Genomic DNA, 25622 nt, shown 5'->3' on the forward strand with positions numbered 1-25622 from the left:
CGAGGAGCAGGAAGGCCGGGTCGGTGCGCAGCCGAGCGGCCGCGGCCGCGGCGGGCGCGGGCAGCAGGGCGGGATCGAAGGCTCGGCGTGCGGTGCCGAGCAGCGCGGTCGAGATCAGGTCGTCGGTCTCGCCGCTCGGCGCGGGGGCTTCTTGGTACGGCGCGGGCTCGCTCTCGACGTCGATCATCTCGCCCACCGCGAACGCCGAGATCGGGACGAGTCCGTCCGCCGTCCACTCGCCGAGTACGGTGACGGGATGCCCGCCGGAAATCGCGAGCAGCGTCCACGGTTGTTCCGCCGGGGCGAGCGGCAGTGCCGCGCCCTGCGCGTCGACCACCTGCCAGCCCGCCTCCGCGACCAGCGGAACCACATCGCGCAGCAGCACCGGCCATGACCGCACCCACGGGTCGGCGCCGAGCGCCGCCGCATGCGCGTCGAGTGCCTCGCGGACGGCCCCGCTCGTCGCTCCGGGATGGCCGGGCATCGTTTCGCCGCCCTTCTTCCCGATCGCTGCGGCATGCGCGGGGAAGTCTGGTTCGCCGATGCGAGCGGCGGCGAGGGAGGCGGTGGTCTCTTTCGCCGCGGGAGCCGCACTGCTCGGGGATGCGGTGGTCTCTTTCGCCGCGGGAGCCGCACTGCTCGGGGATGCGGCCGTCTCTTCCGCTGCGGGAGCCGCGGCAGTCGGGGTCGAGGATGCGGCCGTCTCTTTCACTGGGGGAGCCACGGTGCTCGGAGTAAGGGATATGGCCGTCTCTTTCGCCGGGGGAGCGGGGGAAGTGGGAGCCGCGGGCAGCGTGGTGAAGGGTTCGTCGATACCGTGGCGCCCGCCCCAGAGCGCGCGCAGGGGAGCCGCGCCCGGGTAGTAGTGCAGGTCCGCTTCGGTCATGCTCCCGAGGACGGGCGCGGTCGCCGGAAAGGCGGGCGCGCCGAAGGCGTGGTCGACGAGCAGCGCCCAGCGGTGCGTCCGCCGACCGTAGAGCCAGGTGCGGCGGGTGTAGAGCCGGTCGTCCTCGGTGCTGCGCACGCCGAGCGTCATCCACTGATCGCGGACGACCGGTTCCGCGCGCACCGACTCGGCCGGGTTGGGATAGCCGATGTGGGTGCGGACGCTGGCGCGCAGCGCGGGCGGCAAATCCTCCAGGCGCCGGTGCGCCACGACCAACAGGTGCAGCCTGGCGTATTCGCGCAGCACCGGTTCGGGCCAGTCGGCGCGGGTCGCCATGATCAGCGGCAGCCTGCGCAGCGCGCCGGCGACGCCGGGAGCCTGCGCGTCAACCATGCGCGCGGCGATCGACTCGAACGCGCTGTAGGAACGATCGGCCTGGGCGAGGCCGGTGCGCACCTGGTCGCCGAGCCAGATGTCGAGTTCCTCCAGTCCGGCCGTGACGCGCACCCGCCGCTGTTCCGCGGTGGCCGGGTTGACGGTGCGCGCCGTCGCGGGCGTCGCGGAGCGGGCAGCGCGGGCGGCCAGCCATTCCGCCGCGAATTCGGCGACCTCGGGAGACGGCGCGACCGCGCCCCGCGACCAGACCAGCAGCAGCGAGAGCGCGTGTTTGCACGGTGACTTGCGGCTCGGGCAGCTGCACGCGTACGCGGGGCCGGAGAGGTCGATGATGGTCGCGTACGGCTCAGGACCGCTGCCCCGGCACCGGCCCCACACGGCGTCGTCGCGGCACCCGGTGTCGCGCCAGCGGTCCGCGAGGCCGCGCGCCGCCGCTAGCGAGCTCCCGTCCGGCGCGAGCTCGCCGACCCGTTCCTCGGGCCACGGTGCGTTCATCGGGCGGCGTCCGAACGTCCGTGCGTCATCCTCGTCTCCCCATTTCCTCTTGTTCGGATTTCTACTCCAGTCCACCGACAGCTCCGCAGGTACCCACGGCTTTCGCCCGGAAGACGCTGCGCGGGCGACGGATTCACTCGGCGCTTTGCCTTGCGCCGAATTCCGTTGTCTGGCATCCTGTTCTGTTCGGCTCCGACCGGGCCACCCACACCGGGTGACACACCATCGAGCTGCCCGCCGGGGTTGGGCCGAGGGGTGGACATCGAGTCGCGGCCCAGCCGGCTCGATGGCCATATCCATCCCCGCGGGCAGGTTCGCATCTCCTTCCTCTCGTCCACCGCCGGTGGGCGGATGCGGCTCGATCGGGTAGCGTTTCGCTCAGCTTTCGACGGTGACACCGCGCGCGAATGCGGGAGGGGCGCGCCGCGGTGCGGTGTGTAGGGGGTTTCAACGTGTGCCCGGAGCCCGCGGTCGACACGACGGCTGAGACCGTACCGCGCCTGACCGACGTGGTCGCGCGACGGTTGAACGAGGACCCCGCGGTCACTCCCGACGTGGCGCATGCCGTGCTGCGTGCGCTGGATGCCGTCGATTCCCGCCTTCGGGCAACCGAATTCGACGACTCCGGCATCTTTCTGCGCGCGATCCGGGTACGCGGCTTCCGCGGCATCGGCGCCGAGGCGACGCTGCGCGTGCCGCCGGGCCCCGGCCTGACCCTGGTGGTCGGTCGCAACGGCAGCGGCAAGTCGAGCTTCGCCGAGGCCGCCGAACTCGCGCTGACCGGAGGCAACCGCCGCTGGGAGGGCCGCTCGGCCGCGTGGCGGGAGGGCTGGCGCAATCTGCACGACGGCGACGTCGCCCGCATCGAACTGGAATTGCTCACCGGAGGAGCCGATCCGGAGCTGACCATCGCCAAAGAGTGGTCGCCGAAGGACGAACTCACCGACGCGCGCTGGACCGAGCGGCGCAAGGGCGGCGCACCTGCGGATTTCGACGCGGCACGGTGGGCGTCGGTGCTCGAGCTGTACCGCCCTTTCCTGTCCTACAGCGAGCTCGGCGCCCTCGTCGACGGCAAGCCGAGCGACCTGTTCGACGCGCTGCACCAGCTGCTCGGTCTCGACGAACTCACCTTGGCACAGGAGCGGATTCGCGCGCGCAGGCTCGAATGGGAGCGTGCCGCACGGGATTCCCGGCAGGAGCGGATCGACCTGCTCGCGGCCGTGGAGACGGTGGCCGACGATCGCGCGGTGCGCATGGCCACGCTGCTGCGCCCGGCGCAACCCGATCTCACCGCGGTCGGCCGCGACATGCTCGGTGGCGTCGCGGGCGGCGACGGCCCGGCCGGGCTGCGCGCCATCGTCCGGCTCGCGCTGCCCACCGAGGCCGAAGTGGACGCGGTCGCCACCCGGCTGGAGACCTGCGCGGCCGCGCTGGCGCGGGATTCCACCGCCGACGCCGAAGCCGATCTGCGGGTGCTCGAACTGCTGCGTCGCGCAAGGGAACACGCTGCGGCGAGCGGAGATTGCGCCTGCCCGGTCTGCGGACAGGGCAGGCTGGACGCGGAGTGGTCGCGCGGCGCGGACGTCTCGATCGCGCGGCTCAGCGCGCGAGTCGACGCGCTCACCACCGCCCGCGACGAGCTGCGCACCGCGGTGCGCGCCGCGCGGGCGCTGCCCGACCACGTACCGCCCGAACTGGACTTCGATCCGCGCAATCCGCCGACCGTCGACACCACGGCGGTGCGCGCGGCCTGGATGGAGTGGGCCGCGTTGAGCCGCGCGGAGTACTCGGCGGACCTGCCGGATCGGTTGCGCTTGGCGCACACCCGGCTCGTCGACGAGCTCGAGCTGGTTCAGCAGGGTACCCGCAAGGAACTCGACCGGCTGGACGAGGTGTGGGCGCCGCTGGTGCCGCGGATCGCCGCCTGGTTGGACGGTGCGCGCGAAGTGGCCATGCGTGCGGGCGAATTGCGCACGCTGAAACGGGCCGAGGACTGGCTGAAATCGGCGACTGCGGGTCTGCGCGACGAGCGCATGGCCCCGCTGGAGACCACCGCGCGCTGGATCTGGCGCACCCTGCGCCAGCAGAGCAATGTGGAACTCGGTGGGATTCGCTTGCAGGGCAACGCGGGCACCGCGCGCCGGGTGCTGCTCGACGTCACCGTCGACGAGGTGGACGGCGCGGCGCTCGGCGTGATGAGCCAGGGCGAGCTGCACGCGCTCGGCCTCTCGCTGTTCCTGCCGCGGGCGACCGTGGAGGAGAGCCCGTTTCGCTTCGTGATGATCGACGACCCGGTGCAAGCCATGGACCCGGCGAAGGTGGATGGGCTGGCCAGGGTGCTCGCGTTCGTCGCGTGGACGCGGCAGGTCGTGGTGTTCACCCACGACGAGCGGTTGGCCGAGGCGGTGCGCCGGATGCAGCTGGACGCCTGCGTGCTGGAAGTGCAGCGGCGCGAACGGTCCGTCATCGAGGTGCGCACGTCGAGCGATCCGGTGCGGCGCTACCTGGACGACGCGCGGTCGCTGGTGCGCACCCCGCAGCTGCCGGAGGCGATCGCCGACGAGCTCGTCGCGACCTGCTGCCGATCCGCGGTGGAGGCGGCCAGCTTGGCAAGGGCGCGGCGCGAGCTGCTGGCGCGCGGCATGAACCACCGCGAGGTGGAGCAGCACATCGAGGGCGCGCAGACCACAAGGGCCATGGTGGCGCTGGCCGTGATGGGCGTGCAGTACAACGTCGACAACCTCAACAAACACCTTGCGCGAGAAGGCAAATGGCTGGTCGGCGCGTTGCGCGACGTGACGGCGGGCGCGCATGTGCCCATCGATCGCCCGATGCGGGAGCTGATCGCGAACACCGAGCGGTTCATCGCCTGGATGGGCCGGTGACCGGGTCGCGCGGACCGCGGCGTCGTCCACACCGCAGGCCGAACCGGGCCAAGCGGATGCCGCCGCGCCCTACGGTGGCCGAGCGCCTCGACGCGGTGGACCGGCTGCTGGACGGCCAGGTGACCGCGGCGGGCGGTGTGTGGTCGCGGGCGACGGCCTGGATTCTGCGGCTGGCACTCGAACAGGCGGTGGACGAGTTGTGGGCGCGCCTCGCGCCGGAGCTGGCGCGCTGCCCGATGCGCGCCCAGCTGCTCGCGCTGCGCGTGTACACCGGTCCGGAGACGAGCGCGCAGGTGGCCGCGGTGTGGGCGGCACTGTCCAGGGCGGCCCACCATCACGATTACGAACTCGCGCCGAGTGTCACCGAGCTGCGGCGCTGGCGCGAGCAGACCGCCGCCATCTCCGGCCTGCTGGACAGGGTCGGCCGCGGGAATTCGGCCTGGGTGCGCACCGAGATCGTCCCGGAGTGACGGGCGGGGGAGAATCCGGGCATGGATGAGTCGCAGCCGTGTCCGTGCCGTCGCGGGGAGTCGTTCGGTGAGTGTTGTGGTCCGGCGCTGTCGGGCGCGCGGCCCGCGGCGACGGCGGAGGCGCTCATGCGTTCGCGCTACACCGCGTTCGCCGTGGGTGACGTCGATTACCTGCGGCGGTCCTGGCATTCGCGGACCAGGCCGCGGCGGCTGGAGCTGGATCCGGATCAACGGTGGCTGTTCCTGGAGATCGTGCGCACCGAGCGCGGCGGGCCGTTCGACGACACGGGGACCGTCGAGTTCGTCGCGCACTACCGCGCCGAGGGCGGCCGCGGTTCGTTGCACGAGGTCAGCCGATTCGTGCGGGAGGACGGCGGGTGGGTCTACCTCGACGGTGTCGTGGAGTCGTGAGCACACAGCGCGACCCAGCACACAGCGCGACCCCGGCCGCGCTTCGGTAGCGTCCAGTCGTATGCCACGTGTCGCGATCGAGTACTGCACCCAATGCCGCTGGTTGTTGCGGGCGAGCTGGATGGCGCAGGAACTGCTGAGCACCTTCGCCACCGAACTGGGTGAGGTCGCGCTCATTCCGGGCACGGGCGGGGTGTTCCGAATCACCGTCGACGGCGAACAAGTGTGGGAGCGCAAGGCCGACGGCGGGTTTCCCGACATCGCCGTACTCAAGCAGCGCGTGCGCGACCGGGTCGCGCCGGACCGTGATCTGGGTCACGCCGATCGGCGCGAGGCCGAGCCCACCGACTGAGCGGCGACCGCGTCAGCCGCAGCAACCGCCGCCGCAGCAGCCGCCGCTCGGCGGGGGCGTCGGAGCCTGCGGTGCGCCGCCGCCATCCCGTCCGACGGTGGCGAACGTGGTCAGCAATTTCACCGTGTCGTCGTGGCCCCGCGGGCAGGCGGCCGGGTCCGACGACTGGGCCATGGGGCGATTCACCTCGAAGGTGTCACCGCAGCTGCGGCAGCGAAAGCTGTAATTCGGCACCGGCCAAGGGTAGCGCTCTGATCGCGGTCGACGCGTGCTCGGCGGTGGCGCCCGCGAAATCGCACGTACCCTCGAAGAGAGTCCCGAGGTGAAGACCCGGGGTGTGGCAAACCCTCAGCGCACCGGCGGGTCGTTGGCAGGAGGTGCGCGGCGATGAGCACTCGGTTCGAGATCGAACGCGGCTGGGATGCGGACGGCGCAGGGCCCATAGTCCAGACCACCTCCGGCCGGGTGCGCGGTTTCCTGGACGGACCGATCGCCACTTGGCGCGGTATCCCGTACGGCGCGCCGGTCACGGGCACGCGGCGGTTCCGGCCGCCGACACCGCCGGAGTCGTGGGACGGCGTACGGGACTGCCTGAGGTTCGGCGCCATCTCCCCGCAGACCATGGGCGCCATGGTGCCGGTCGATTCGGACCTGCGAATGGGGGAGGACTGTCTCTGGCTGAACGTGTGGGCGCCCAGCGGTAGTTCGGACGAGCCGCGGCCGGTCATGGTCTGGTTGCACGGCGGCGCTTACTGCCTCGGCACGGCGGCTCAGGCAATCTACGACGGCCGCAAGCTCGCCGAGACCGGCGACGTCGTCGTGGTCGGCGTCAATTACCGGCTCGGCGCGCTGGGTTTTCTCGACCTGTCCTCGCTGTTCCACGGTTTCACGCCGAATCTCGGATTGCGCGATCAGCTCGCGGCGCTCGAATGGGTGCGCGACAACATCGCCGGGTTCGGCGGCGACCCGGACAACGTGACGCTGTTCGGCCAGTCCTCCGGCGCCGGATGCGTGACGGCGCTGCTCACCGCGCCACGCGCGGCGGGCCTCTTCCACCGAGCCATCGCCCAGAGCCCTCCCGCCACAACGGTTTTCGGACAGCAGCGCGCCGCGATCGTGGCGCGGCGCTATCTGGAACTGCTGGACATGTCCCCGACGCAGGCCCTCGACCTGATCGACCTGCCCATCGAGCGGGTGGTGCGGGCGGCCGGGGTGCTCTTCGACGAGATTCCGCTCGAGGAGCCGGGTCGCCTGGCCGCGGCGCCGGTGGTGGACGGCGACCTGCTACCGGGTTATCCGATCGACCTGTTCCAGCGGGGCCGTTCGCATCGCGTGCCGCTCATCATCGGCACCAACAAGGACGAGGCCTCGCTGTTTCGGCTGTTCCGTTCGCCGATCATGCCGGTGACGCCGGACGCGGTGAACATCATGCTGCGCGACGCCGCGGGCAATCATCCGGATCTGTCCGCCGAGCGGATCGCCGAGATCACCTCGGCCTACCCCGATCTGGGCAAGGCCCGCGGCGCGCTGGCCATGTCCACCGACGCGGCGTTCCGGATGCCCGCGCACTGGGTGGCCGACGCGCACGCGAGCCACTCGATGACCTGGGCTTACCGCTTCGACCACGCCACCCCGATGCTGCGCGCGGCCCGCGTCGGCGCCGGGCACGCCACCGAATTGCCTTATACGTTCGGCAATTTCGGCACCCTGAACCACGACCCCACGTTCTGGCTCGGCGGTCGCAAACAGGCGACGGAGGTGTCGGGGCGGATGATGCGCCGCTGGTTGGCCTTCGCGACGCACGGGGTGCCCGCCGCGCTGGACGGTTCCAAACACTGGCCGCCCTATCGGCCGTCCAAGTGCACCACCTTGGTCATGGACACGGTCGACCGCGTCGTCGACAACCCCGACCACGACGTGCACACCGCGTGGGGCGATCAGGCCGTCGGCTTCAGCTGAGCCGGATTCAGACCGAGCTGGGTTCGGGCGTCTCGGCCTCCGCGCGGCGGCCGAGACGCACGGGCATCCGCTCGTATCCGTGCAGCGTGAACAGCTTCCTGCGCTGCGGAGGGCCGTCGAGCCGCAGGTCGGGGAACCGCTCGAACAGCGCGCGCAGCGCGTGAACGCCTTCCATGCGGGCCAGGCTCGCGCCGAGGCACACGTGGATGCCGTTGCTGAAGGAGAGGTGATCCTTGGCGTTCGGACGGGCCACATCGAAGCGGTTCGGTTCGGGGAAGATCTTCGGGTCGCGGTTGGCGCCGGCCAGCGACAGCACCACGGTGTGGCCCTCGCGCACCTGCGCCCCGTCGAGTTCCACGTCGGTCAGCGCGGTGCGTGCGGTGGTCTGCACCGGGGAGTCGAAACGAAGCACTTCCTCGATCGCGTTCGGCCACAGCTCCGGTTCGGCGCGCAGCCGGTCCAGCTGGTCGGGGTGGGCGAGCAGTTGCACGACGCCGTTGCCGATGAGATTGACCGTCGTCTCGAAACCCGCGCCCATCAGCAGGCTCGCGGTGGCCTTCAGCGCGTAGTCGTCCAGGTCGCCCGCGGTGACCAGGGTGCTGAGGATGTCGTCGCCGGGTTCGCGGCGCAGCCGGGCGATGTGACCGTCGAAGTAGTCGTTCATCACCTCCATGGCCTTCATGGCGCGGTGGTGCGCGTGCCACGGGATGCCGACATCGAGCAGCGGGGTCAGCTGGTCGCCCCAGGCGAGGAAGCGGGCGCGATCGGAATCGGGGAAGCCCAGCATTTCGGAGATGATCGCGATCGGCACCTGGGAGGCGAACGAGGCGATGAGGTCGGCGGACCCGCCGGACGGCAGCGCGTCCAGCAGTTCCTCGGTGACCGTCTCGACCCGCTCGCGCAGCTTGGCGATGGCGCGCGGGGTGAACGCCGAAGCCACCGGCTTGCGCATGGCCGTGTGCTCGGGCGGATCGATCACCAGCATGGAGGGCGGCTCGACCGGATTCGGCGGCATCGGCGAGTGGTCCGCGAGCAGTTGCAAGGGTTTGGGGATGTCGAAGCTCTCGTTGTTGCGCACACCGAAGCGCGTATCCCGCAGGACGCTTCGGCACAGCTCGTGGTCGAAGGAGGCCCAGGACAGCGACGTGCGCATGATCCTTCCGCGCCCGCGCATCTCCTCGATCAGCGGATACGGATCGGCGATACCGTCCGGCCCGCCCATCAGCCGCGCGAACGGCTCACCGCGGCGCGCCTGCGTACGCAAGACCAGCCTCGGCAAGCCTTGCTGCGACAACCATCGAACCCAATACTGCGCCTTCATATCCCACCAACCCCATCGTTGTGCGATACGTCCACCGTACGGCTCCGGGCGCAATTCTGGAACGTCCTCCGGTCGGACGCGTTCTCCTACCGGGGTAGGAGGACGCGTGAGGCGGAACGACGCCTCGCGGCGTCAGCCGACGTGGGCGGTGACGCGTTCGGAATCGATGCGGCGCTGGCGCTGATCGGGGTCGGGGTTGACGACCTGGACGAGGGACGCGCCCGCGGTGAGCACGGCGACGAAACCGTTGATCAGTTCGTCGGCGGTGTCCCACGGCGCGCTCGACAGCACCCGGTCGCCCTCCGAGAAACCTTGGCGCATGGCCGATTTCCGCGCGACGGCGAGCACCTCGGCGACCGGCATGCCGTCCAGCGCGACGCCCGCGCCGCGCGGGAAGAACTGGTCGCCGTGCACGCGCACCGCGGTGGCGAAATCGGTGATGCCGACCGGCAGGTCCCTGATCGGAGCGCCGAGCGGATCGAGCGACAGCGCGGCGACCTCGGCCACGCCGTCGGCGTCATCGATACGGTCGGCCGTCACCAGCGCCAGGTCGGCGTCGGGGTCGGGATTCAGCACCACCTCGGTGCCTGCCCACCAGCAACCGAGCAGCACGGCGGCGGTCTGCCAGTGCGCGGGTAGCAGCACCGCGACCCGCGCGCCCGGGCTCAGGCCGAATTCGTCGCGGATCAGGTTGGCCGTCTTGGCGGCCCAGTTCGCCAGCGTCAGCCCGGACAGCTCGATTCGGGCGCCGGTGGCGTCGTCGTAGTACGTGACGCGGGGGCCCGCGGGTTCGCGGGCGAGGATCGGGTCGAGCACCGCCTCGGTGAGGGTCAGTGCCTGGTTCTTGTCACGCATCGGTGGCTTCGCGATTCAGTTCACGCATTTCGGTCCATTCTGGCCTGCGTCGATCGGTGGGGCGGGCGGAACCGGCGTCGCCGGCGTCGACGTTCCGGAGAAGTCGAACATGGAGCTCGCGGCCGAGCCCGGCCCAGAATAGTCGCTCGCCAGGACGACGCTCACCGAGTCCGGCGACACCGACGGGTCCACGACCACCGTGAGCTTGCCGAGGGCTTCGGCGACCGCCTTGGCTTTCGGATCCGCGCTGTCCGCCGCGAGCACCCTGCTGCCGGTGACACTTCCACCGGAATAGTTGCCCACTCGGCCGGACTGGAAACCCTTGGCCGTCAAGGCTTGCGACACCTGACCCGCCAGCCCGGCGACGCCGCCCGCGTTGAGGACGTTCACCGTGACCGTCGCCGGGTCCACCGCGGGCGCCGAGACCGCCTCGGCCTGCTCGCCGACCAGCGCGGCCACATAGGACTTGACCGTCTTGGGATCCACCCGAACCACCGACTCGCCGTCGCTGGTCATGCCGTTGAGATCGGTCACCGGGATGGTCTCGAACTGCACCTGACCGCCGGAAAGATCCTGGAGCTGCTGGAGGAAGGCCACCACGTCCCAGTCCTCGTCGAGCACCACGGTGCGTCCGACCGCCTCGCTGAGGTGCCTCAGCCGTGCCGGATTGGCGAGCGTCTTCGTGCTGAGCACCTGACCGACCAGCTGGGCCATGAACACCTGCTGGCGCACGATCCGATCCAGGTCGCCGCGTTGCAGGTCGTGGCGCTGGCGCACGAAACTCAGCGCCCGCGGCCCGTCGAGCCGCTGCCGGCCCGCCGGGAATTCCGCGCCCGACATCCACTCGTCGACCGGGTTGTTCAGGCACACCTCGACGCCGCCGACCGCGTCGGTGAGCAGCACGAAACCGAGCAGGCTCACCTCGGCGTAGTGGTCGACGGTGATGCCAGTGAGGTTGGCGACGGTCTTGATCAGCGCCTGGCGCCCCGCCTTGGTCGACTGCCGCTCGGCCTCGGCCTCCGAGACGCCCTGCCCGATCAGCTTCGCCCGCTCGGTCTCCTTTGTCGCGCCGTAGGCCGAATTGATCTTGCCCCTGCCGATGCCGGGGATGTCGACGTAGGAATCGCGGGGCAGCGAGATGGCGGTCGCGGACCGGCCGTCATTGGGCACCCGGACCAGCACGATGGTGTCGGTGTTGGTGCCGACCTCGTCGCCCGCGTGCAGCATGGCCCGTTCGGCGGTGGTGAGCGGATTGCCGTGCGCGTCGGTCCGGCTGTCGACCCCGACCATCAGGATGTCGACCGCGCCGTCGCGGCCGCCGCCGAGACCGAGATCGCCGATGCGCTCGATGTTGGCGATCAGTGAATCGACGCTGTGCCAGGCGAAGCCGGTGACGACCAGCACCACGGCCGCCGCGGCGGCGATGAAGGCATGCGCAGGGCCCCACGCGGCGCCGGTGTCCGCGCCGGCGAGTCGCGACGGCACCGGTGTCTTCCTCCGCTGCAACTGCGCATCCTCTCGACAAGCCCCTGTATGCACCCCGACCGCCCCCACGTCCGCCGCCCCCGGTAGACGTGGCTCAAGGCTAACCAACGGTTACCCCGCGCGGCCGTACCCGCAGGTGTCACGGCGTGCCAGACTTGCGCCCGTGACCGCCGCCGTACCGCCCGCCGCCACCGCACGTCTCGTCGTCATCGGGGCCGCGGGCCAAGTCGGCAGGGAGCTGTTGCGCCTGGCCCCGAACGCCCGCGGTTACCGTCGCGCCGACCTCGACATCACCGACGCCGACGCGGTGCGCGCCGTGATCGCCCCTGGTGACGTCGTGCTCAACTGCGCCGCCTACACCGCGGTGGACAAAGCCGAGTCGGACCCCGATGCCGCGTTCGCGGGCAACGAGACCGGCCCGGCCGTGCTCGCCGCCGCCTGCGCGCGCGCCGATGCCCGGCTCATCCATCTCTCCACCGACTATGTGTTCCCGGGTACCCAGAGCGCGCCGTATGACACGGACGACTCGACCGGTCCTGCCACCGTGTACGGGCGATCCAAGCTGGCAGGCGAACGGGCCGTGCTGGATTCGGCTCCGCGCGCACACGTGGTGCGGACGGCCTGGGTGTATACGGGGCGCGACAACGACTTCGTGGCGACGATGCTGCGCCTGGAACGCGAGCGCGAAACCGTCGACGTGGTGAACGATCAGGTCGGGTCGCCGACCTACGCCGCCGATCTGGCCGCGGGCCTGCTCGAGCTCGTCGCGCGGCCGGGAGCGCCGCGGCTGCTGCACGCCACCAACTCGGGCGTGGCGAGCTGGTTCGATCTGGCGAGGGCGGTGTTCGAGGAGGTCGGCGCCGATCCGGAGCGGGTGCGGCCGTGCGATTCCACGGCGTTCCCGAGACCGGCTCGGCGCCCGGCCTATTCGGTGCTGTCCGACCGGTCCTGGGTGACGGCAGGCCTTGCGCCGCTGCGGGACTGGCGCAGCGCGCTGCACGACGCGCTGCGTGCCGCGCGAGGGTGAATCCGTGAGAAACGGTCGGCCCGTGGCCTTTTCGATCGACGCGGCAAGCAGTCGGCGAGAACGGCGGAAGACCGATCGGTCCGGCGGCGGGTTCGCACCGGAGGACGCGCGGTCACGCGGTTCCGACTAGGCTGGCTGCTCGTGAGTGAGCGTAAGCGAGTGAACCATCGACACAGCGCGCCTGCGCGCACGACGCAGCCGAGCGTCAGCGAGGCGGAGTCGTGAGCGCTTCCGATTCCGCGGCCCCCGGTCGCCTTACCGTCGTCACGGTGACTTATTCACCGGGCGAGCACCTCGAGCACTTCATCACAACCCTCGCCCACGCCACCACCGAGAAACCGCAGGTGATCCTGGCCGACAACGGGTCGGTCGACGGCGTGCCCGAGCTGGTGGCCGAGGCCAACTCGCACGTGCGGCTGCTGCGCACCGGCGGCAACATCGGATACGGCGGCGCGATCAACCGCGCCGTGGCCGAGATCGACCCTGGCATCGAATTCGTCGTCATCGCCAATCCCGACGTCCGCTGGGGCTCCGACTCCATCGACAAGCTGCTCGAGGCCGCCGAGCGCTGGCCGAGGGCGGGCGCGCTCGGGCCCATGGTGCTCGAGCCGGACGGCAGCGTGTACCCGTCGGCGCGTTCGGTGCCCGGTCTGCTGGACGGGGCGGGCCACGCCATCCTCGGCACCGTATGGCCGGGCAACCCGTGGACCCGCCGCTACCGGCAGGAGAACGAGGAGATCTCCGAGCGCAGCGTCGGCTGGCTGTCCGGCTCGTGCTTGCTGGTGCGCCGCGCCGCCTTCGACTCGATCGACGGCTTCGATTCCCGCTACTTCATGTACATGGAGGACGTCGACTTCGGCGACCGCATGGGCAAGGCGGGCTGGCACAATGTGTTCGTGCCCACAGCCGAGGTCACCCACGCCAAGGGCCACGCCGCTGGGCGCCACCCCGAGGTGATGCTGCCCGCGCATCACGCCAGCGCGTACCGCTTCCAGGCCGACCGGCATCCGCACTGGTGGCAGGCGCCGCTGCGGCTCGCGTTGCGCGCCGGACTTGCGATTCGCTCCCGGATTGCGGTTCGATCTGCGCTGCGTGAGTTGGCCCGGGAGCGCGGCCAACAGGCGTAGGAGCACGGCCGACGAGCGCGGACCGCGGCCACCGGGCGTAATGCGCCCCGGTGACGGCCGCGGGAAAGCGGTCGCCTCGGGCCGGTGCCCGGCTCGGAACGATCCACTGTGAACAGGGGAACTTTGATGGCAGGACATCCAGGCACCGACGCCGTGATTCTGGTCGGCGGCCAGGGCACGCGGTTGCGCCCGCTGACCCTCTCGGCACCCAAGCCGATGCTGCCGACGGCGGGCCTGCCGTTTCTCACCCACCTGCTCGCGCGCATCGCCGAGGCCGGGATCACCCACGTCGTGCTCGGCACCTCGTTCAAGGCGGAGGTGTTCGAGGAGCACTTCGGCGACGGCGCCGAGCTCGGCCTCGAGCTCGAGTACGTCACCGAGACCGAACCGCTCGGCACCGGCGGCGGCATCCGCAACGTGCTGCCCAAGCTGCGCGCCGACAACGTGATGGTCTTCAACGGTGACGTGCTCGGCGGCACCGATCTCGGCGCGATCCTGGACACCCACGAGTCGACCAACGCCGACGTGACGCTGCATCTGGTGCGCGTCTCCGATCCGCGCGCGTTCGGCTGTGTGCCCACCGACGAGAACGGCCGGGTCACCGCGTTCCTGGAGAAGACCCAGGATCCGCCGACCGATCAGATCAACGCCGGCTGTTACGTCTTCCGCCGCGAATACATCGAGAAGATCCCCTCCGGGCGTCCGGTGTCGGTGGAACGCGAGGTCTTCCCCGCGCTGCTCGCCGAGGGCGCGCGGGTGCAGGGCCACGTCGACACGTCGTACTGGCGTGACATGGGCACCCCGGAGGACTTCGTGCGCGGCTCGGCCGACCTGGTCCGCGGTATCGCCCCCTCGCCGGCGCTGCCAGGCCAGCGCGGCGAATCCCTGGTCCACCCCGGCGCGGGCGTCGCGCCCGGCGCGCTGCTTATCGGCGGCACCGTCGTCGGCCGCGGCGCGGAGATCGGCGCGGGAGCCCGGCTCGACGGCGCGGTGATCTTCGACGGCGCGATCATCGAAGCGGGCGCGACCGTCGAACGCTCCATCATCGGCTTCGGCGCCCGCATCGGCCCCCGCGCCCTGGTCCGCGACGGCGTCATCGGCGACGGCGCGAACGTGGGCGCCCGCTGCGAACTCCTACGCGGCGCCCGCGTCTGGCCCGGCGTCGAGATCCCGGACGGCGGCATCCGCTTCTCCACCGACGTCTGACAGAACTCCATCCCCACACCCTCGGCAAGCGTGCCCGCCGCGTGCGACGGCCCACTGCGCAGATCGCCCACACGCCTCGCAGCGCAGAGCACCCATGCGAGGCGTGTGCATCGGGTGCGAGGTTGCGGTCGGCTCGGTCAGTCGGGGCGTTTCCAGACGTAGCGGGTTTTGGGGCGGCCGGCGCGGCCGTAGTCCGAGCGGCGGACGACGAGGCCGTCGTCGGCGAGCTTCTCCAGGTAGCGCCATGCGGTGATGCGAGAGACGCCGATGCTGGTCGCGGTGTCGGCGGCGGTGATGCCGTCCTCGGCGGTGCGCACGATCCGGGAGATCTCCTCGAGCGTTTGCGGGGCAACGCCTTTCGGGGTGTTGGCTCGTTGGTCAGGGGTGCGTAGGGCGCTCAGGGCGCGATCGATGTCGAGCTGGGTCAGCGCGGACTCGCCCGCGGGTAGCGCGGTGCGGAATTCTCGGTAGCGCTCCAATTTGTCGGAGAACGCGGCGAAGGTGAACGGCTTCAACAGGTAGAGGACCACGCCGCTGGCGACGGCGGTGCGCACCATGGCCAGGTCGCGGGCCGAGGTGATGGCGATGACGTCCGGGCTCGGCGCGAGGCCGCTGAGCGCGGCGGCGACGTCGAGCCCGCTGGCGTCGGGCAGGCCGATGTCCATCAGCACCAGGTCGACGGGTGCGCCCTCGGCGGCGGCCGCCGCGGTCGCCCGCATCGCCTCGCGTCCGGTGTGCGCGATGCCGATCGGGGTGAAGCCGGGGATGCGTTCGACGTAGGCGCGATGGGCCTCGGCGATCAGCGGCTCGTCCTCGACGATCAACACTCGGATCACGATGCGTCCTTTCCCGACCGGCGCGGAATGGTCACCGTCACCGCGCTTTCCGGCTCGCGGCGGGCGTCGATCGTCCCGCCGTGCCTGGCGACGACCCGGTGCACCAGCGCGAGGCCGAGCCCTTGGTGGTCGTCCTTGGTGGTGTACCCACGCTCGGCCGCACGGGCGAACGCCTCCGCCGACATGCCGGGCCCGCTGTCGGCGATGCGCAAGAAGAGATCCGAATCTTCCTGGCGCACAGTGACTTCCACCCACGCGCCCGCGCTGGCCGCGGCGGCGTCGATGGCGTTGTCGATCAGGTTGCCGACCAGCGTGACCGCCTCGCGTGCCGAGAGCGGCGCGGTGGCGTCGAGCTCCGCCGAGATCGTCAGCTCCACATTACGTTCGGCGGCCTGATCGACTTTACCGAGCAGCAGCGCGGCCAGTGCCGGATCGCCGACCGCGCCCATCATCCGGTCGATGAGCGACTGGGAGAGCCGAAGTTCGGCGGTCGCGAATTCGACCGCCTCGCGATACCGGCCGAGCTCCACCATGGTGATCACCGTATGCAATCGGTTGGCCGACTCGTGCGCCTGGGCGCGCAGTGATTCGGCGAAACCGCGCACCGAATCGAGTTCGCCCAGCACACTGCGCAGTTCGGTGTGATCGCGGATGGTCATGACGGTGCCGAGCGCGTGGCCCTGCGAGGCGACGACGTCCTGGTTGACCAGCAGGATCCGGTCGTTGGTCACGTGCATCTCGTCGCGGACCGCGCCCCAGCTCATCCTTCGCATCGAGACCGGCAGATCGCCGCGCAGCACGACCCCCTCCGGCAGGTCGAGCAGTCGCCGCGCCTCGTCGTTGACGACCTCGGCCTCCTCGCCCGCACCGAAGACCACCAGCCCCTCGTGGATCGAGTGCAGCACCGCGTCGTGATGTTCGTACATGACGCGCAGTTCGTCGGGCGCGAGGCCGAGGGTCTGGCGGCGCAGCCGGCGGCTCAGCAGGAACGAACCGAGCGCGGCGGCCACCAGGCCCGCGGCGGCGACGCCCATGATCTTCGGCAGCTGCGTCGCGACCTGATCGCCGATGCGCGCCCGCGTGACGCCCGCGGACACCAGCGCAACGATCCGGTCGCCGTCGTACACCGGTGTCACGGCGCGAATGGACGGGCCGAGCGTGCCCGTGAACGTCTCGGTGAACGTCTCCCCGGCCAGCGCCCTGTCGATGGTTCCGCTGAACGGCTGACCGATGCGTTCGGGATTGGTGTGGGTGAACCGCGTCCGGTCCGGCGCCATCACCACGATGAAGTCCATGCCGGTCTGCACCCGGATTCGCTCGGTCACCGGTTGCAGCTGCGCGGTCGGGTTGTCGGAGAGCACCGCCGCGCGGGTGGACGGGGCCTGCGCCAGGCTCACCGCCACGTCGGTGACCTCGTGTTCGGTGGTCACGTCGTTGGTGTACCGCGCGTCGATCACCGCGAGCACCGCCGCGATGGCGATCATCATCGCGAGCACCACGAGTTGCAGGACGAAGGCTTGGCCCGCGAGCGAGAGCCGCGGGCCGTGTGGCCGCCCCTCGCGGCGACCGATCGGGTTGGACCCGGCGGCGTCTGTGAAGCGACGACGTCGCACGAGCTGACCTCCACTGAACGTTATGCACCAAACAGTGACCCGCGTCACGCGGCTCGTCATTATTTTGCACACGCGGTCGGTAAGGCCCGCATTCCGGTACCACTCGGAGGACATGATTCGCCATGAGCGACACACCTCGCGCGTCACGGCGCGACCGCACCCACTGGCTGTATCTGGCGGTCATCGCCGCTGTCGGCGCGGGCATTCTCGTCGGCTGGCTCGCGCCCGGCGTCGGCGTCTCGCTGGCCCCGCTGGGCACCATGTTCGTCGACCTGATCAAGATGATGATCGCGCCGGTCATCTTCTGCACGATCGTGCTCGGTATCGGTTCGGTGCGCGCCGCGGCCACCGTCGGCAAGGTCGGCGGGCTGGCGCTCGGCTACTTCCTGGTCATGTCGACCATCGCGCTCGGCATCGGCCTGCTGGTCGGCAACCTGCTGGAACCGGGCAGTGGAATGAACATCGCCAAGACCGCGGGCGCGGGCGCGAAGTACGCCGACCAGGCGCACAGTGCGGGCGGCACCTGGGAGTTCATCAACGGCATCATTCCGACCACGTTGGTTTCCTCGCTCACCGAGGGCAGCGTGCTGCAGGCCCTGTTCGTCGCGCTGCTGGTCGGCTTCGCGGTGCAGGCCATGGGCAGCGTGGGCGAGCCGATTCTGCGCGCGGTGACGCTGGCGCAGAAGCTTGTCTTCCGCGTTCTCTCGATGATTCTGTGGCTGGCCCCGATCGGCGCGTTCGGCGCGATCGCGAACGTCGTCGGCAAGACCGGCCTCGACGCGGTGGTCCAGCTCGCCACCTTGATGATCGCCTTCTACCTGACCTGCCTGGTGTTCGTCTTCGGTGTGCTCGGCGTGCTGGTGCGCGTGGTGTCCGGTGTGTCGATCCTGAAACTGGTCCGGTACCTGGCGCGGGAGTACCTGCTCATCGTCGGCACCTCGTCCTCGGAATCCGCGCTGCCGCGGTTGATCGCGAAGATGGAGCACCTCGGCGTCGAGCGGACCACGGTAGGCGTCGTCGTGCCGACCGGATATTCGTTCAACTTGGACGGCACCGCCATCTACCTGACCATGGCCTCGATCTTCATCGCCGACGCGATGGGCAAGCCGCTCAGCCTTCCCGAACAGCTCGGCCTGCTGCTGTTCATGATCGTCGCCTCCAAGGGGGCGGCGGGTGTCACCGGCGCTGGTCTCGCGACCCTCGCCGGCGGTCTGCAGAGCCATCGTCCGGAGCTGCTCGACGGCGTCGGCTTGATCGTCGGCATCGACCGCTTCATGTCGGAGGCCCGCGCACTGACGAACTTCTCCGGCAACGCCGTCGCGACCGTGCTGATCGGCACCTGGACCAAGACCATCGACGTGGACCAGGTCCGGCTGGTGCTCGACCGCAAGTTGCCCTTCGACGAGCGCACGATGATCGACGAGCACGCCGCGCCGGAGGCGGTGGAACCCGCCGACAAGAGCCTGGTCCCGGCCTGACCCACGACGTCCCCGGTCAACGCCGGGGTCGCGGGCGGCATCGCACCACCCACTGCCTCCGCAGGCCGGTGCCGCCCTGGCGATCGACGAAGGGCCCGCGTATCCCGCGGGCCCTTCGTTCGTCGCTGCTCCGTGGTTGCTCAGACCGCCCATTTGCCCGGGTTGAGGTGGTACTGGACGAGTGCGGTGGCGTGGCCGTGGCCCATGCCGTGCTCGGCCTTCAGCCACTCGACCTGCGGCTTGTGCCCCTCGATGCCGCAGTCGCGGAGCAGGGCGAACCATTCGTCGACAGCGCGGCCGTACTTGGCCTCGATGGTGGGGAAGTAGGACGCGGGGCCGTGCGGCTTGGTAGCCATGGTTCGTTCTCCTGTGCTCACGATGTGTTCAGTGAAGAGGACGGCGCTCGGTCGCGGAAGTCATCGCGTGCACCGGGTGTATGTCGGGGATCACACCGCGGCGGCCTTCGCGACCGACCGTTCCCGGAGCAGCAGCGCGCCGGTGAGCGCGACGAGCGCGGCGGTGAGTCCGTGGATGCCGAACGCCGCGCCCGCCGAACCGTCCCAGCGCAGGACGGTGAGCATGTTGCCGAACGGCACCAACGCGATCACCAGTGTGGCGATGCCGAGCGCGTACCGCTGCTTCGCGGCGAGCAGGGCCAGGATGACCAGCCCGAGCACGATGTCGCAGACGCCCTTGAGGTTCATGAAGGCGGCGGCCTCGCCTTCCGGCCAGGCGGGCAGGCCGAAGCCGGGAGCGACGGATTCGGGGGCGATCACGTAGTTGAGGCCGACGTACACGATGAAGGCCGCGCCGATCAGGGACAGGACGGTGGCGATGCGGGAGACGATCACGGGTTGCTCCTGGGTTGTGCTACTAATTCTAGCGGCGCTAGATCTGAGGCAACGATAAACGAGCCTCGATAGATTGTCTAGCGGTGCTAGAATTTTCCCATGAGCACCCAGACTCGTAAGGAACGCGAACGGGCCGAACGTCATCGGCGCATCATCGACACCGCCCGCGAGCTCGCCGAGTCCCAAGGCTGGGAAGCGGTGACGGTGCGCAAGCTCGCCGACCGCATCGAATACAGCCAGCCCGTGCTCTACAGCCACTTCGCGGGCAAGTCCGCCATCGTCACGGCGGTCGCCGAACAGGGCTTCGCCGAACTCGCCGCCGCGTTGCGCGCGGCGCACGCCGGCGCGGAGACCCCCGCCGGTGCGCTGGAATCGGTGGCCAGGGCCTATCTCGACTTCGCGGACGCCAACCCCGCGCTCTACGACGCGATGTTCCTGATGAAGACCGAGCTGGTCTTCGGGCCGGAGGCGCCGCAAGCGCTGCGTGACGGTTTCGGCGAGCTGGAACGCCTGTTCCGCCCGTTCGTCGACGAACCCGATCTCGGCGCGCGTACCGAAGTGGCCTGGAGTTCGATCCACGGCATGGCCACTCTCGCGCGCGGCGGCAGGCTGATGCCGCAGTTGCGGGAGGCGCGCCTGCGGATCTTGGTCGACGAATGGCTGGCCGGAGTGGGGGCCGCAGAGCGCGGGTAGCGTGGGGCCATGGCTGATGTCGTGGTTGTCGGCTCGGGGCCCAACGGCTTGGCCGCGGCGGTCGTCCTCGCCTCGGCGGGACTGTCCGTCGAGGTGTACGAGGCCGAGACCACCGCGGGCGGCGGCGCTCGTACCGCTGAGCTGACGTTGCCAGGATTCCACCACGACGTGTGCTCCGGCGCGCACCCGATGGCGTTGGCGTCGCCCTTCTTTCGCGCCTTCGATCTGAGTGAGCGCGGGGTCGACCTGCTCGTCCCCGAGGTGTCCTACGCGCATCCGCTGGACGGCGGCCGGGCCGGGCTGGCCTGGCTGGATCTCGACCGCACCGCTGCCGACCTCGGCCGCGACGGTGCCGCCTGGCGCAGGTTGTTCGAACCGCTGGTGCGGAATTGGCAGGGCGTGGTCGACCTGACCATGGCCGACTTGCGCCGCCTGCCGGACGATCTGCCCACCGCGGTGCGTTTCGGCCTGCGGCTCGCCGAACAGGGGTCGCCGCTGTGGAACGCGCGGTTCCACGAGGACATCGCGCCCGCGCTGCTCACCGGCGTGGCGACCCATGCGATCACCTCTCCCCGCGCACTGCCCGCTGCGGGCGCGGGCCTGTTGCTGGCCACGCTCGGCCACGCGGGCGGCTGGGTGATTCCGCGCGGCGGTAGCCAGGCCATCCCCGACGCGCTCATCGCCGAACTCGAAGAACTCGGCGGGCGGCTGCACGTCGGCCACCGGGTGGAATCGCTGGACGAGTTCGCCGGTGCGCGCGCCGTGCTGCTCGATCTCGCGCCCCAGGGCCTGCTCCGCCTCGCGGCCGGTCGACTGCCCAAGCGATATGTCAAGAGGCTGCTTCGATTCCGCTACGGCGGCGCGGCGTGCAAGGTCGATTTCGCGCTCTCCGGTCCGGTGCCGTGGCGGGCCGAGGGGTGCGAGCGCGCGGGCACCCTGCATCTGGTCGGCAGCCGGGCCGAGGCGATGGCCGCCGAGGGCGCGGTCGCCGCGGGCCGCCACGCCGAGCGTCCCTATGTGCTCGCCATCCAGCCCGGCGTCGTCGATCCCGGCCGCGCGCCCGGTGACTCGCAGACCTTCTACACTTACGCCCACGTGCCGAACGGATCCGATCGCGACATCAGCGACGCGGTCATCGCCCAGGTGGAGCGTTTCGCGCCCGGCTTCCGCGATCTGATCCTCGCCGAGAACGTGATCACCGCCGCCGAAATGCCGAAGCACAACGCCAACTACGTGGGCGGCGACATCTCCGCGGGCGCGATGACTTTGCGCCAGACCGCGTTTCGCCCCGCACCGCGCTGGAACCCCTACGCCACCCCGCTACCCGGCGTCTACCTTTGTTCCTCGGCCACCCCGCCCGGCCCCGGCGTGCACGGTATGAACGGCATGCATGCCGCCCGCCACGTGCTGCGCGACGAATTCGACATCCGCACCGAACCCCTCGACCTGCTACACAACCGCCAGCCTCAGCACCGCTGACCCAGACTCGAAGCCGCGCTCGACGGAATGAGCCGTCCGCTGCGATCAGACCGAGTCCCCCTTCGGCGAGGCGACCTTTCGCCTCCACGATCCACGATCAGCACGATCGCGATGGCGCCGAGCAGCCCGCCGATCGCCACGGTGCCGACGCCGTCCCAGATCGGGTCGCCGGTCAGCATCGTCAGCCCGACACCCGCGAAGGCGAACAGCAGGCCGATCAGCGCGCCGCTGTCCTCGAGCAGCACCACCGGCAGCTCCGGATTGCGGGAGTTGCGGATGAACGTCCACCAGCTGGATTCGCCCTCGAGCGGGCGTGATTCGCGCCGCGCGGTGGCGAGCTGAAGGCCACCAGCGAACCGAGCGAGAACAGCGCCAGTGCGACGACGAACGCGTAGAAGTAGCGGTTTCGCCCGTACCCGAAGGGATGCAGCCTATCCGGGCGCTGCGTCACGCGGCGCTGACCGATCAGCAGCAAGAATTGGTTGGTGGCGTCGGCGATCGAGTGGATCGCCTCGGCGAGCATCGACGAGGAACCCGTGATCGCCTACCCGATGAATTCGGCGAGGGCGATCCCGGCGTACGCGCCCAGCGCCGCGAAGATCGCTGCCCTGCCGTCTCTGGCCGACATACGCCCTGCGTACCTGGATTTCACCGGGCGAACCGCCGCCGACACACGGCCCGGACATGCGTGAGCACCGTCGCCTGGGGGCAAACGGTGCTCACGAAGGACGAACGATTACGACACGGGTTGCGTGCGATACAGGTCGGGCTCCACGTAGATGATGCGCGCGGCGGGCACGGCCCGGCGCACCCGCGCCTCGGCGGCGTCGATGGCCGCGGCGATGGTCGCGATGTCCAGACCCGGCGTGATCGCCACCTTGGCCGCCACCAAAATCTCCTCCGGACCGAGGTACTGGGTCTTGAGGTGGATGACGCGGTCGATGCGCTCGCCGTCGACCAGGCTCTCCCTGATCGCCCTGTCCTCTTCAGGGGTCGCGCCCTCACCGATCAGCAGGCTCTGCATCTCGATGATCAGGATGATCGCGATGACACCGAGCAGCGCGCCGATGCACAGGGTGCCGATGCCGTCCCAGACCGCGTTGCCGGTGAGCATGGTGAGGCCGACGCCGAGGAAGGCGAGGAGCAGACCGATCAGCGCGCCGGTGTCCTCCAGCAGCACGACGGGCAGTTCGGGGCTGCGTGAGTTGCGGATGAACCGCCACCAGCTGGCGCCGCCCTTGAGCGGGCGCGATTCGCGCATGGCGGTGACGAAGCTGAAGGTCTCCAGCCCGATGGCGATCAACAGGATGACGATCGCGACGAGCGGCGAGCTGAGTTCCTCGGGATGCTGGATCTTGTGGATGCCCTCGTAGATGGCGTAGACCGAGCCGAGCGTGAAGAGCACGAGCGCCACGATGAACGAGTAGAAGTAGCGGTTGCGCCCGTATCCGAACGGATGCAGTTCGTCGGCTTCCTGCTCGGCGCGACGCTGGCCGAACAGCAGCAGGCCCTGGTTGGAGGTGTCGGCCACCGAGTGCACCGCCTCGGCCAGCATCGAGGCCGAGCCGGTGATCGCCGCGCCGACGAACTTCGCCACCGCGATACCGGCGTTCGCCGATAACGCGGCCAGAATCGCCTTCTTGCCACCGCCAGCAGACATGTCGTGAAGGTCCTCTCTCGTTTCGCCGATCCCGGCTAACTTATCGTGTTCGCCGATCGTCGGCCGAGCGCCTGCCGCGTCGCTCAGTTGCCCGCGCCGAGGCAGGCGCAGAAGACCTGGGCGGGTCCGTCCACCGCTTGGGCGCGAATATCGCTGTCGGCGGCGGAGATCCAGGCCGCGGCGCCGCGCCCGACGAGCAGTTCGGTGCCGTCCTGGAGCAGCCGCACGGTGCCGGCCGTGCACAGTACGATGCCGGGCCCCGCCGACGTGAGCGGCACCTGTCCCGAGCCTTCGATGAGATCGAAGCGGCGCAGCGCGAATTCCGGCGCGGGCGTGCGGTATCGGACCGAGCCGTCGCCGGCCGGTTCCGGCAGCACGATCGGCAGGTCGATCGGCTCGAAATCCAGCACACGCAGCAATTCCGGCACGTCCACGTGCTTGGGGGTGAGTCCGCCACGCAGCACGTTGTCGGAGTTGGCCATGATCTCCACGCCGAGCCCGCGCAGGTAGGCGTGCAGGTTCCCGGCGTCGAGGAACAGCCCCTGGCCCGGCTCCAGCGTGACCCGGTTCAGCAGCAGCGCGGCGAGCACACCCGCGTCGCCGGGATAGGCTTCCGCGAGTTCGAGCGCCGTGCGCGCCTCGAGGGTGAAGGCGCGCTTGCCCTTTCCGGACAGGTAGCGCACGCAGCCGTCGAGCACCGCGGGCAGCAGCGTGGCGAGCACCGGCTGGGGCAGCGTGATCCAGGTGGTGAACAGCGTCCGCAGACCCGCCGAATCCGGTTGAGAGGCAAGCATCTCCGTGTACGACGCGAGTTCGGGCACCTCCAGCGCGCGGAACAGCTCGACGGTGCGGTGCGGCTCGCGGAACCCGGCCAGCGCCTCGAAGCGATCCAGCGCGACCACCAGTTCCGGCTTGTGGTTCTCGTCGCGGTAGTTGCGCATCGGCGAATCCAGCGGCACCCGCGCGCGGTTCTCCCGCTCGAACCCGGCGCGCGCCTGCGTCGCCGAGGGGTGTGCCTGCAACGACAGCGGCTCCTCTGCCGCCAGGATCTTCAGCAGGAACGGCAGCTTGCCGCCGAATTCGGGCGCGGCGGAGCCCAGTTCGCGATGCGGGTTGGCGGCGACGAACTCCAGCAGCGACGTGGTGCCGATCGCCGTCTTCACGTGCGCGGGATCGGCGGGATGCGCGCCGAACCAGAGTTCGGCCTCCGGGTGTGCCGAGGGGACCGGTCGGCCGCACAGCCTAGCGAGCGCGGTGCGCGAACCCCATGCGTAGGAACGCAGTGCACCAACGAGTTCGTGCACTAGTAGCGTCCCCCGTCGTACTGTTGGCCCGCGAAGCCGCCGGAGGGCTCGGCGGCCGCGCCGCGCGAGCCGATCAGCCGCAGGTAGGCCGCGGCCATCTCCAGGCGCAGCGCGAGGATCGCCAGCTGTTCGAGTTCGGTAGCGCGCCCGGACGCGCCGGACGCCTCGTTCCGTGCCGGCGCGGCCGGATCGGTCAGGCTGTTCTGCAACAGATCGACCTCGGCGTTCACCAGGTCCGCGTCGACGAGACCGGAACCGCCGCCGCCGAACACCGCGACCCGGCGCCGCGCGGCGGCCTGATCGGGATCGGCGCTCAGCACGAACACCCGGATCCGCTCCACCGGCGCGGGCCCGTCGAGTTCCTCGTCGTGGAACAGCGGATCGAAGTCCGGCGCGGATTCGCCCGCCGCCTCGACCATGCGCGGATTGGCGGCCACCGCCTCGGCGAGATCGGCCGCGGTGGCCACCCGGCCCGCGGCTTGGAGCAGCACCTCGGCGCCGTGCTCGGCGAGTTCCGCCGCGGCGGGGGAGTCGCCGGCCAGCACGATGCCGCGCTGCTGCATGCGCGCGGCCAGCGTCTTGGCCGGGTTGTGGAAGACTTCGTTGTGCGGCCCGTCGCGCAGCGCCTCGGCGTCGAGCACGTCGGCGAGTTCGGTCAGGTCGGGCACGGCCGTGCCAGCGCGCGCGGGGTCGACGATGCGCAGCACGGCGATTCCGGCCGCGAGGAAGCGCAGCAGGCGGTTGTGGTCGAGTACGGGAACCCGCGGCTCGAGCAGCGCGGCACGGCCGGCGGCCGCGGCGCGCAGCGGTCCTTCGTGCGGTGCGGCGACGAC

Annotated in this window: 24 protein-coding genes and 1 pseudogene; 12 read left to right on the forward strand and 13 right to left on the reverse strand. The window is 70.5% G+C overall.

The window, feature by feature from the left end:
• The coding region (locus NX1_RS38265) for an SWIM zinc finger family protein (protein WP_245668841.1) at positions 1-1777 on the reverse strand (1777 nt) is incomplete at its 3' end.
• 452 nt (positions 1778-2229) lie between these two features.
• On the opposite strand from NX1_RS38265, the gene NX1_RS32760 reads away from it, so the two are divergent.
• The 4 genes from NX1_RS32760 to NX1_RS32775 all read left to right on the forward strand — a co-directional run bounded on the left by NX1_RS32760 (position 2230) and on the right by NX1_RS32775 (position 5895).
• Complete coding sequence (locus NX1_RS32760) at positions 2230-4662, forward strand: AAA family ATPase (protein ID WP_245668842.1); 2433 nt, start codon at positions 2230-2232, stop codon at positions 4660-4662.
• On the forward strand, positions 4659-5132 hold the full coding sequence (locus NX1_RS32765) for a hypothetical protein (protein WP_245668844.1): 474 nt from the start codon (positions 4659-4661) through the stop codon (positions 5130-5132). Before NX1_RS32760 ends, NX1_RS32765 begins: the two co-directional genes overlap by 4 nt.
• Positions 5133-5153: 21 nt before the next feature.
• The gene (locus tag NX1_RS32770) at positions 5154-5543 is read left to right on the forward strand and encodes a YchJ family protein (RefSeq protein ID WP_068068308.1); all 390 of its coding nucleotides are present in this window, start codon (positions 5154-5156) and stop codon (positions 5541-5543) included.
• A gap of 61 nt (positions 5544-5604) precedes the next feature.
• Positions 5605-5895: an Rdx family protein gene (locus tag NX1_RS32775; RefSeq protein WP_068068317.1), complete on the forward strand. Its 291-nt coding sequence runs from the start codon at positions 5605-5607 to the stop codon at positions 5893-5895.
• A 12-nt stretch (positions 5896-5907) separates the two neighbouring features.
• Here NX1_RS32775 and NX1_RS35790 read toward each other — a convergent pair whose 3' ends face one another.
• Entirely contained in the window at positions 5908-6129 is a 222-nt protein-coding gene (locus NX1_RS35790) for an FmdB family zinc ribbon protein (RefSeq protein WP_084501937.1), read from the reverse strand.
• Positions 6130-6282: 153 nt separating this feature from the next.
• Between NX1_RS35790 and NX1_RS32780 the strand changes: the two genes are divergently transcribed.
• Entirely contained in the window at positions 6283-7854 is a 1572-nt protein-coding gene (locus NX1_RS32780) for a carboxylesterase/lipase family protein (RefSeq protein ID WP_068068320.1), read from the forward strand.
• Positions 7855-7861: 7 nt separating this feature from the next.
• On the opposite strand, the gene NX1_RS32785 is transcribed toward NX1_RS32780, so the two are convergent.
• The 3 genes from NX1_RS32785 to NX1_RS32795 all read right to left on the reverse strand — a co-directional run bounded on the left by NX1_RS32785 (position 7862) and on the right by NX1_RS32795 (position 11515).
• Positions 7862-9175, reverse strand: coding sequence for a cytochrome P450 (locus NX1_RS32785; protein ID WP_068068323.1), 1314 nt, complete (start codon positions 9173-9175; stop codon positions 7862-7864).
• Between the two features lie 132 nt (positions 9176-9307).
• Entirely contained in the window at positions 9308-10030 is a 723-nt protein-coding gene (locus NX1_RS32790; protein WP_068068325.1) for a TIGR03089 family protein, read from the reverse strand.
• A 15-nt stretch (positions 10031-10045) separates the two neighbouring features.
• Complete coding sequence (locus tag NX1_RS32795; RefSeq protein ID WP_373864939.1) at positions 10046-11515, reverse strand: LCP family protein; 1470 nt, start codon at positions 11513-11515, stop codon at positions 10046-10048.
• A 163-nt stretch (positions 11516-11678) separates the two neighbouring features.
• Between NX1_RS32795 and rfbD the strand changes: the two genes are divergently transcribed.
• From rfbD to manB, 3 genes are all read left to right on the forward strand, one after another.
• A complete protein-coding gene (gene rfbD, locus NX1_RS32800; RefSeq protein WP_068068327.1) occupies positions 11679-12542 on the forward strand; it encodes a dTDP-4-dehydrorhamnose reductase in 864 nt (287 codons plus the stop codon).
• Between the two features lie 221 nt (positions 12543-12763).
• Positions 12764-13669 carry a glycosyltransferase family 2 protein gene (locus NX1_RS32805; RefSeq protein WP_068068329.1) on the forward strand — a complete coding sequence of 302 codons (906 nt, stop codon included), beginning with the start codon at positions 12764-12766 and terminating at the stop codon, positions 13667-13669.
• A 126-nt stretch (positions 13670-13795) separates the two neighbouring features.
• Complete coding sequence (gene manB / locus NX1_RS32810; protein ID WP_068068332.1) at positions 13796-14875, forward strand: mannose-1-phosphate guanylyltransferase; 1080 nt, start codon at positions 13796-13798, stop codon at positions 14873-14875.
• A 137-nt stretch (positions 14876-15012) separates the two neighbouring features.
• Here the strand turns inward: manB and NX1_RS32815 are convergent, their stop codons facing one another.
• A complete protein-coding gene (locus tag NX1_RS32815; protein ID WP_068068336.1) occupies positions 15013-15711 on the reverse strand; it encodes a response regulator in 699 nt (232 codons plus the stop codon).
• On the reverse strand, positions 15708-17198 hold the full coding sequence (locus NX1_RS32820) for a sensor histidine kinase (RefSeq protein ID WP_245668849.1): 1491 nt from the start codon (positions 17196-17198) through the stop codon (positions 15708-15710). Before NX1_RS32820 ends, NX1_RS32815 begins: the two co-directional genes overlap by 4 nt.
• A 248-nt stretch (positions 17199-17446) precedes the next feature.
• Here NX1_RS32820 and NX1_RS32825 point away from each other — a divergent pair, with 248 nt between their 5' ends.
• Positions 17447-18802 carry a cation:dicarboxylate symporter family transporter gene (locus NX1_RS32825; protein WP_068068339.1) on the forward strand — a complete coding sequence of 452 codons (1356 nt, stop codon included), beginning with the start codon at positions 17447-17449 and terminating at the stop codon, positions 18800-18802.
• A 140-nt stretch (positions 18803-18942) separates the two neighbouring features.
• On the opposite strand, the gene NX1_RS32830 is transcribed toward NX1_RS32825, so the two are convergent.
• The gene (locus tag NX1_RS32830; RefSeq protein WP_068068342.1) at positions 18943-19158 is read right to left on the reverse strand and encodes a DUF4287 domain-containing protein; all 216 of its coding nucleotides are present in this window, start codon (positions 19156-19158) and stop codon (positions 18943-18945) included.
• Positions 19159-19248: 90 nt separating this feature from the next.
• Positions 19249-19653 carry a DUF4267 domain-containing protein gene (locus NX1_RS32835; RefSeq protein WP_068068349.1) on the reverse strand — a complete coding sequence of 135 codons (405 nt, stop codon included), beginning with the start codon at positions 19651-19653 and terminating at the stop codon, positions 19249-19251.
• Between the two features lie 99 nt (positions 19654-19752).
• Here NX1_RS32835 and NX1_RS32840 point away from each other — a divergent pair, with 99 nt between their 5' ends.
• Positions 19753-20346 (forward strand): TetR/AcrR family transcriptional regulator, encoded by a 594-nt coding sequence (locus tag NX1_RS32840; RefSeq protein ID WP_068068352.1) that lies wholly within the window; start codon positions 19753-19755, stop codon positions 20344-20346.
• Between the two features lie 9 nt (positions 20347-20355).
• The gene (locus NX1_RS32845; RefSeq protein ID WP_068068358.1) at positions 20356-21825 is read left to right on the forward strand and encodes a phytoene desaturase family protein; all 1470 of its coding nucleotides are present in this window, start codon (positions 20356-20358) and stop codon (positions 21823-21825) included.
• 89 nt (positions 21826-21914) lie between these two features.
• Here the strand turns inward: NX1_RS32845 and NX1_RS35795 are convergent.
• Positions 21915-22366, reverse strand: a pseudogene (locus tag NX1_RS35795) (cation diffusion facilitator family transporter); the annotation flags it as partial.
• On the opposite strand from NX1_RS35795, the gene NX1_RS38270 reads away from it, so the two are divergent.
• Positions 22311-22517 (forward strand): hypothetical protein, encoded by a 207-nt coding sequence (locus NX1_RS38270; RefSeq protein ID WP_068068366.1) that lies wholly within the window; start codon positions 22311-22313, stop codon positions 22515-22517. The pseudogene NX1_RS35795 and the gene NX1_RS38270 sit on opposite strands and share 56 nt — an antisense overlap.
• Positions 22518-22561: 44 nt before the next feature.
• Here NX1_RS38270 and NX1_RS32860 read toward each other — a convergent pair whose 3' ends face one another.
• From NX1_RS32860 to NX1_RS37105, 3 genes are all read right to left on the reverse strand, one after another.
• On the reverse strand, positions 22562-23485 hold the full coding sequence (locus tag NX1_RS32860) for a cation diffusion facilitator family transporter (protein ID WP_068068369.1): 924 nt from the start codon (positions 23483-23485) through the stop codon (positions 22562-22564).
• Between the two features lie 83 nt (positions 23486-23568).
• Positions 23569-24789: a mannose-6-phosphate isomerase, class I gene (gene manA / locus NX1_RS32865; protein ID WP_068068372.1), complete on the reverse strand. Its 1221-nt coding sequence runs from the start codon at positions 24787-24789 to the stop codon at positions 23569-23571.
• The coding region (locus NX1_RS37105) for a tobH protein (RefSeq protein ID WP_068068375.1) at positions 24789-25622 on the reverse strand (834 nt) is incomplete at its 5' end. The genes manA and NX1_RS37105, both read right to left, overlap by 1 nt.

It is taken from the genome of Nocardia xishanensis NBRC 101358, from assembly GCF_001613365.1.
GTDB classification, from domain to species: Bacteria; Actinomycetota; Actinomycetes; order Mycobacteriales; family Mycobacteriaceae; genus Nocardia; species Nocardia xishanensis.

What these genes read in the sequence shown, in the direction of transcription:
- NX1_RS32845 (WP_068068358.1), top strand. Translation starts at nt 20,356, where the DNA reads ATGGCTGATGTCGTGGTTGTCGGCTCGGGGCCCAACGGCTTGGCCGCG.
- NX1_RS32775 (WP_068068317.1), top strand. Translation starts at nt 5,605, where the DNA reads ATGCCACGTGTCGCGATCGAGTACTGCACCCAATGCCGCTGGTTGTTG.
- manB (WP_068068332.1), top strand. Translation starts at nt 13,796, where the DNA reads ATGGCAGGACATCCAGGCACCGACGCCGTGATTCTGGTCGGCGGCCAG.
- NX1_RS32780 (WP_068068320.1), top strand. Translation starts at nt 6,283, where the DNA reads ATGAGCACTCGGTTCGAGATCGAACGCGGCTGGGATGCGGACGGCGCA.
- NX1_RS32840 (WP_068068352.1), top strand. Translation starts at nt 19,753, where the DNA reads ATGAGCACCCAGACTCGTAAGGAACGCGAACGGGCCGAACGTCATCGG.
- NX1_RS32860 (WP_068068369.1), bottom strand. Translation starts at nt 23,485, where the DNA reads ATGTCTGCTGGCGGTGGCAAGAAGGCGATTCTGGCCGCGTTATCGGCG.
- NX1_RS32820 (WP_245668849.1), bottom strand. Translation starts at nt 17,198, where the DNA reads ATGATGATCGCCATCGCGGCGGTGCTCGCGGTGATCGACGCGCGGTAC.
- NX1_RS32790 (WP_068068325.1), bottom strand. Translation starts at nt 10,030, where the DNA reads ATGCGTGACAAGAACCAGGCACTGACCCTCACCGAGGCGGTGCTCGAC.
- NX1_RS32825 (WP_068068339.1), top strand. Translation starts at nt 17,447, where the DNA reads ATGAGCGACACACCTCGCGCGTCACGGCGCGACCGCACCCACTGGCTG.
- NX1_RS32830 (WP_068068342.1), bottom strand. Translation starts at nt 19,158, where the DNA reads ATGGCTACCAAGCCGCACGGCCCCGCGTCCTACTTCCCCACCATCGAG.
- NX1_RS32770 (WP_068068308.1), top strand. Translation starts at nt 5,154, where the DNA reads ATGGATGAGTCGCAGCCGTGTCCGTGCCGTCGCGGGGAGTCGTTCGGT.
- NX1_RS32785 (WP_068068323.1), bottom strand. Translation starts at nt 9,175, where the DNA reads ATGAAGGCGCAGTATTGGGTTCGATGGTTGTCGCAGCAAGGCTTGCCG.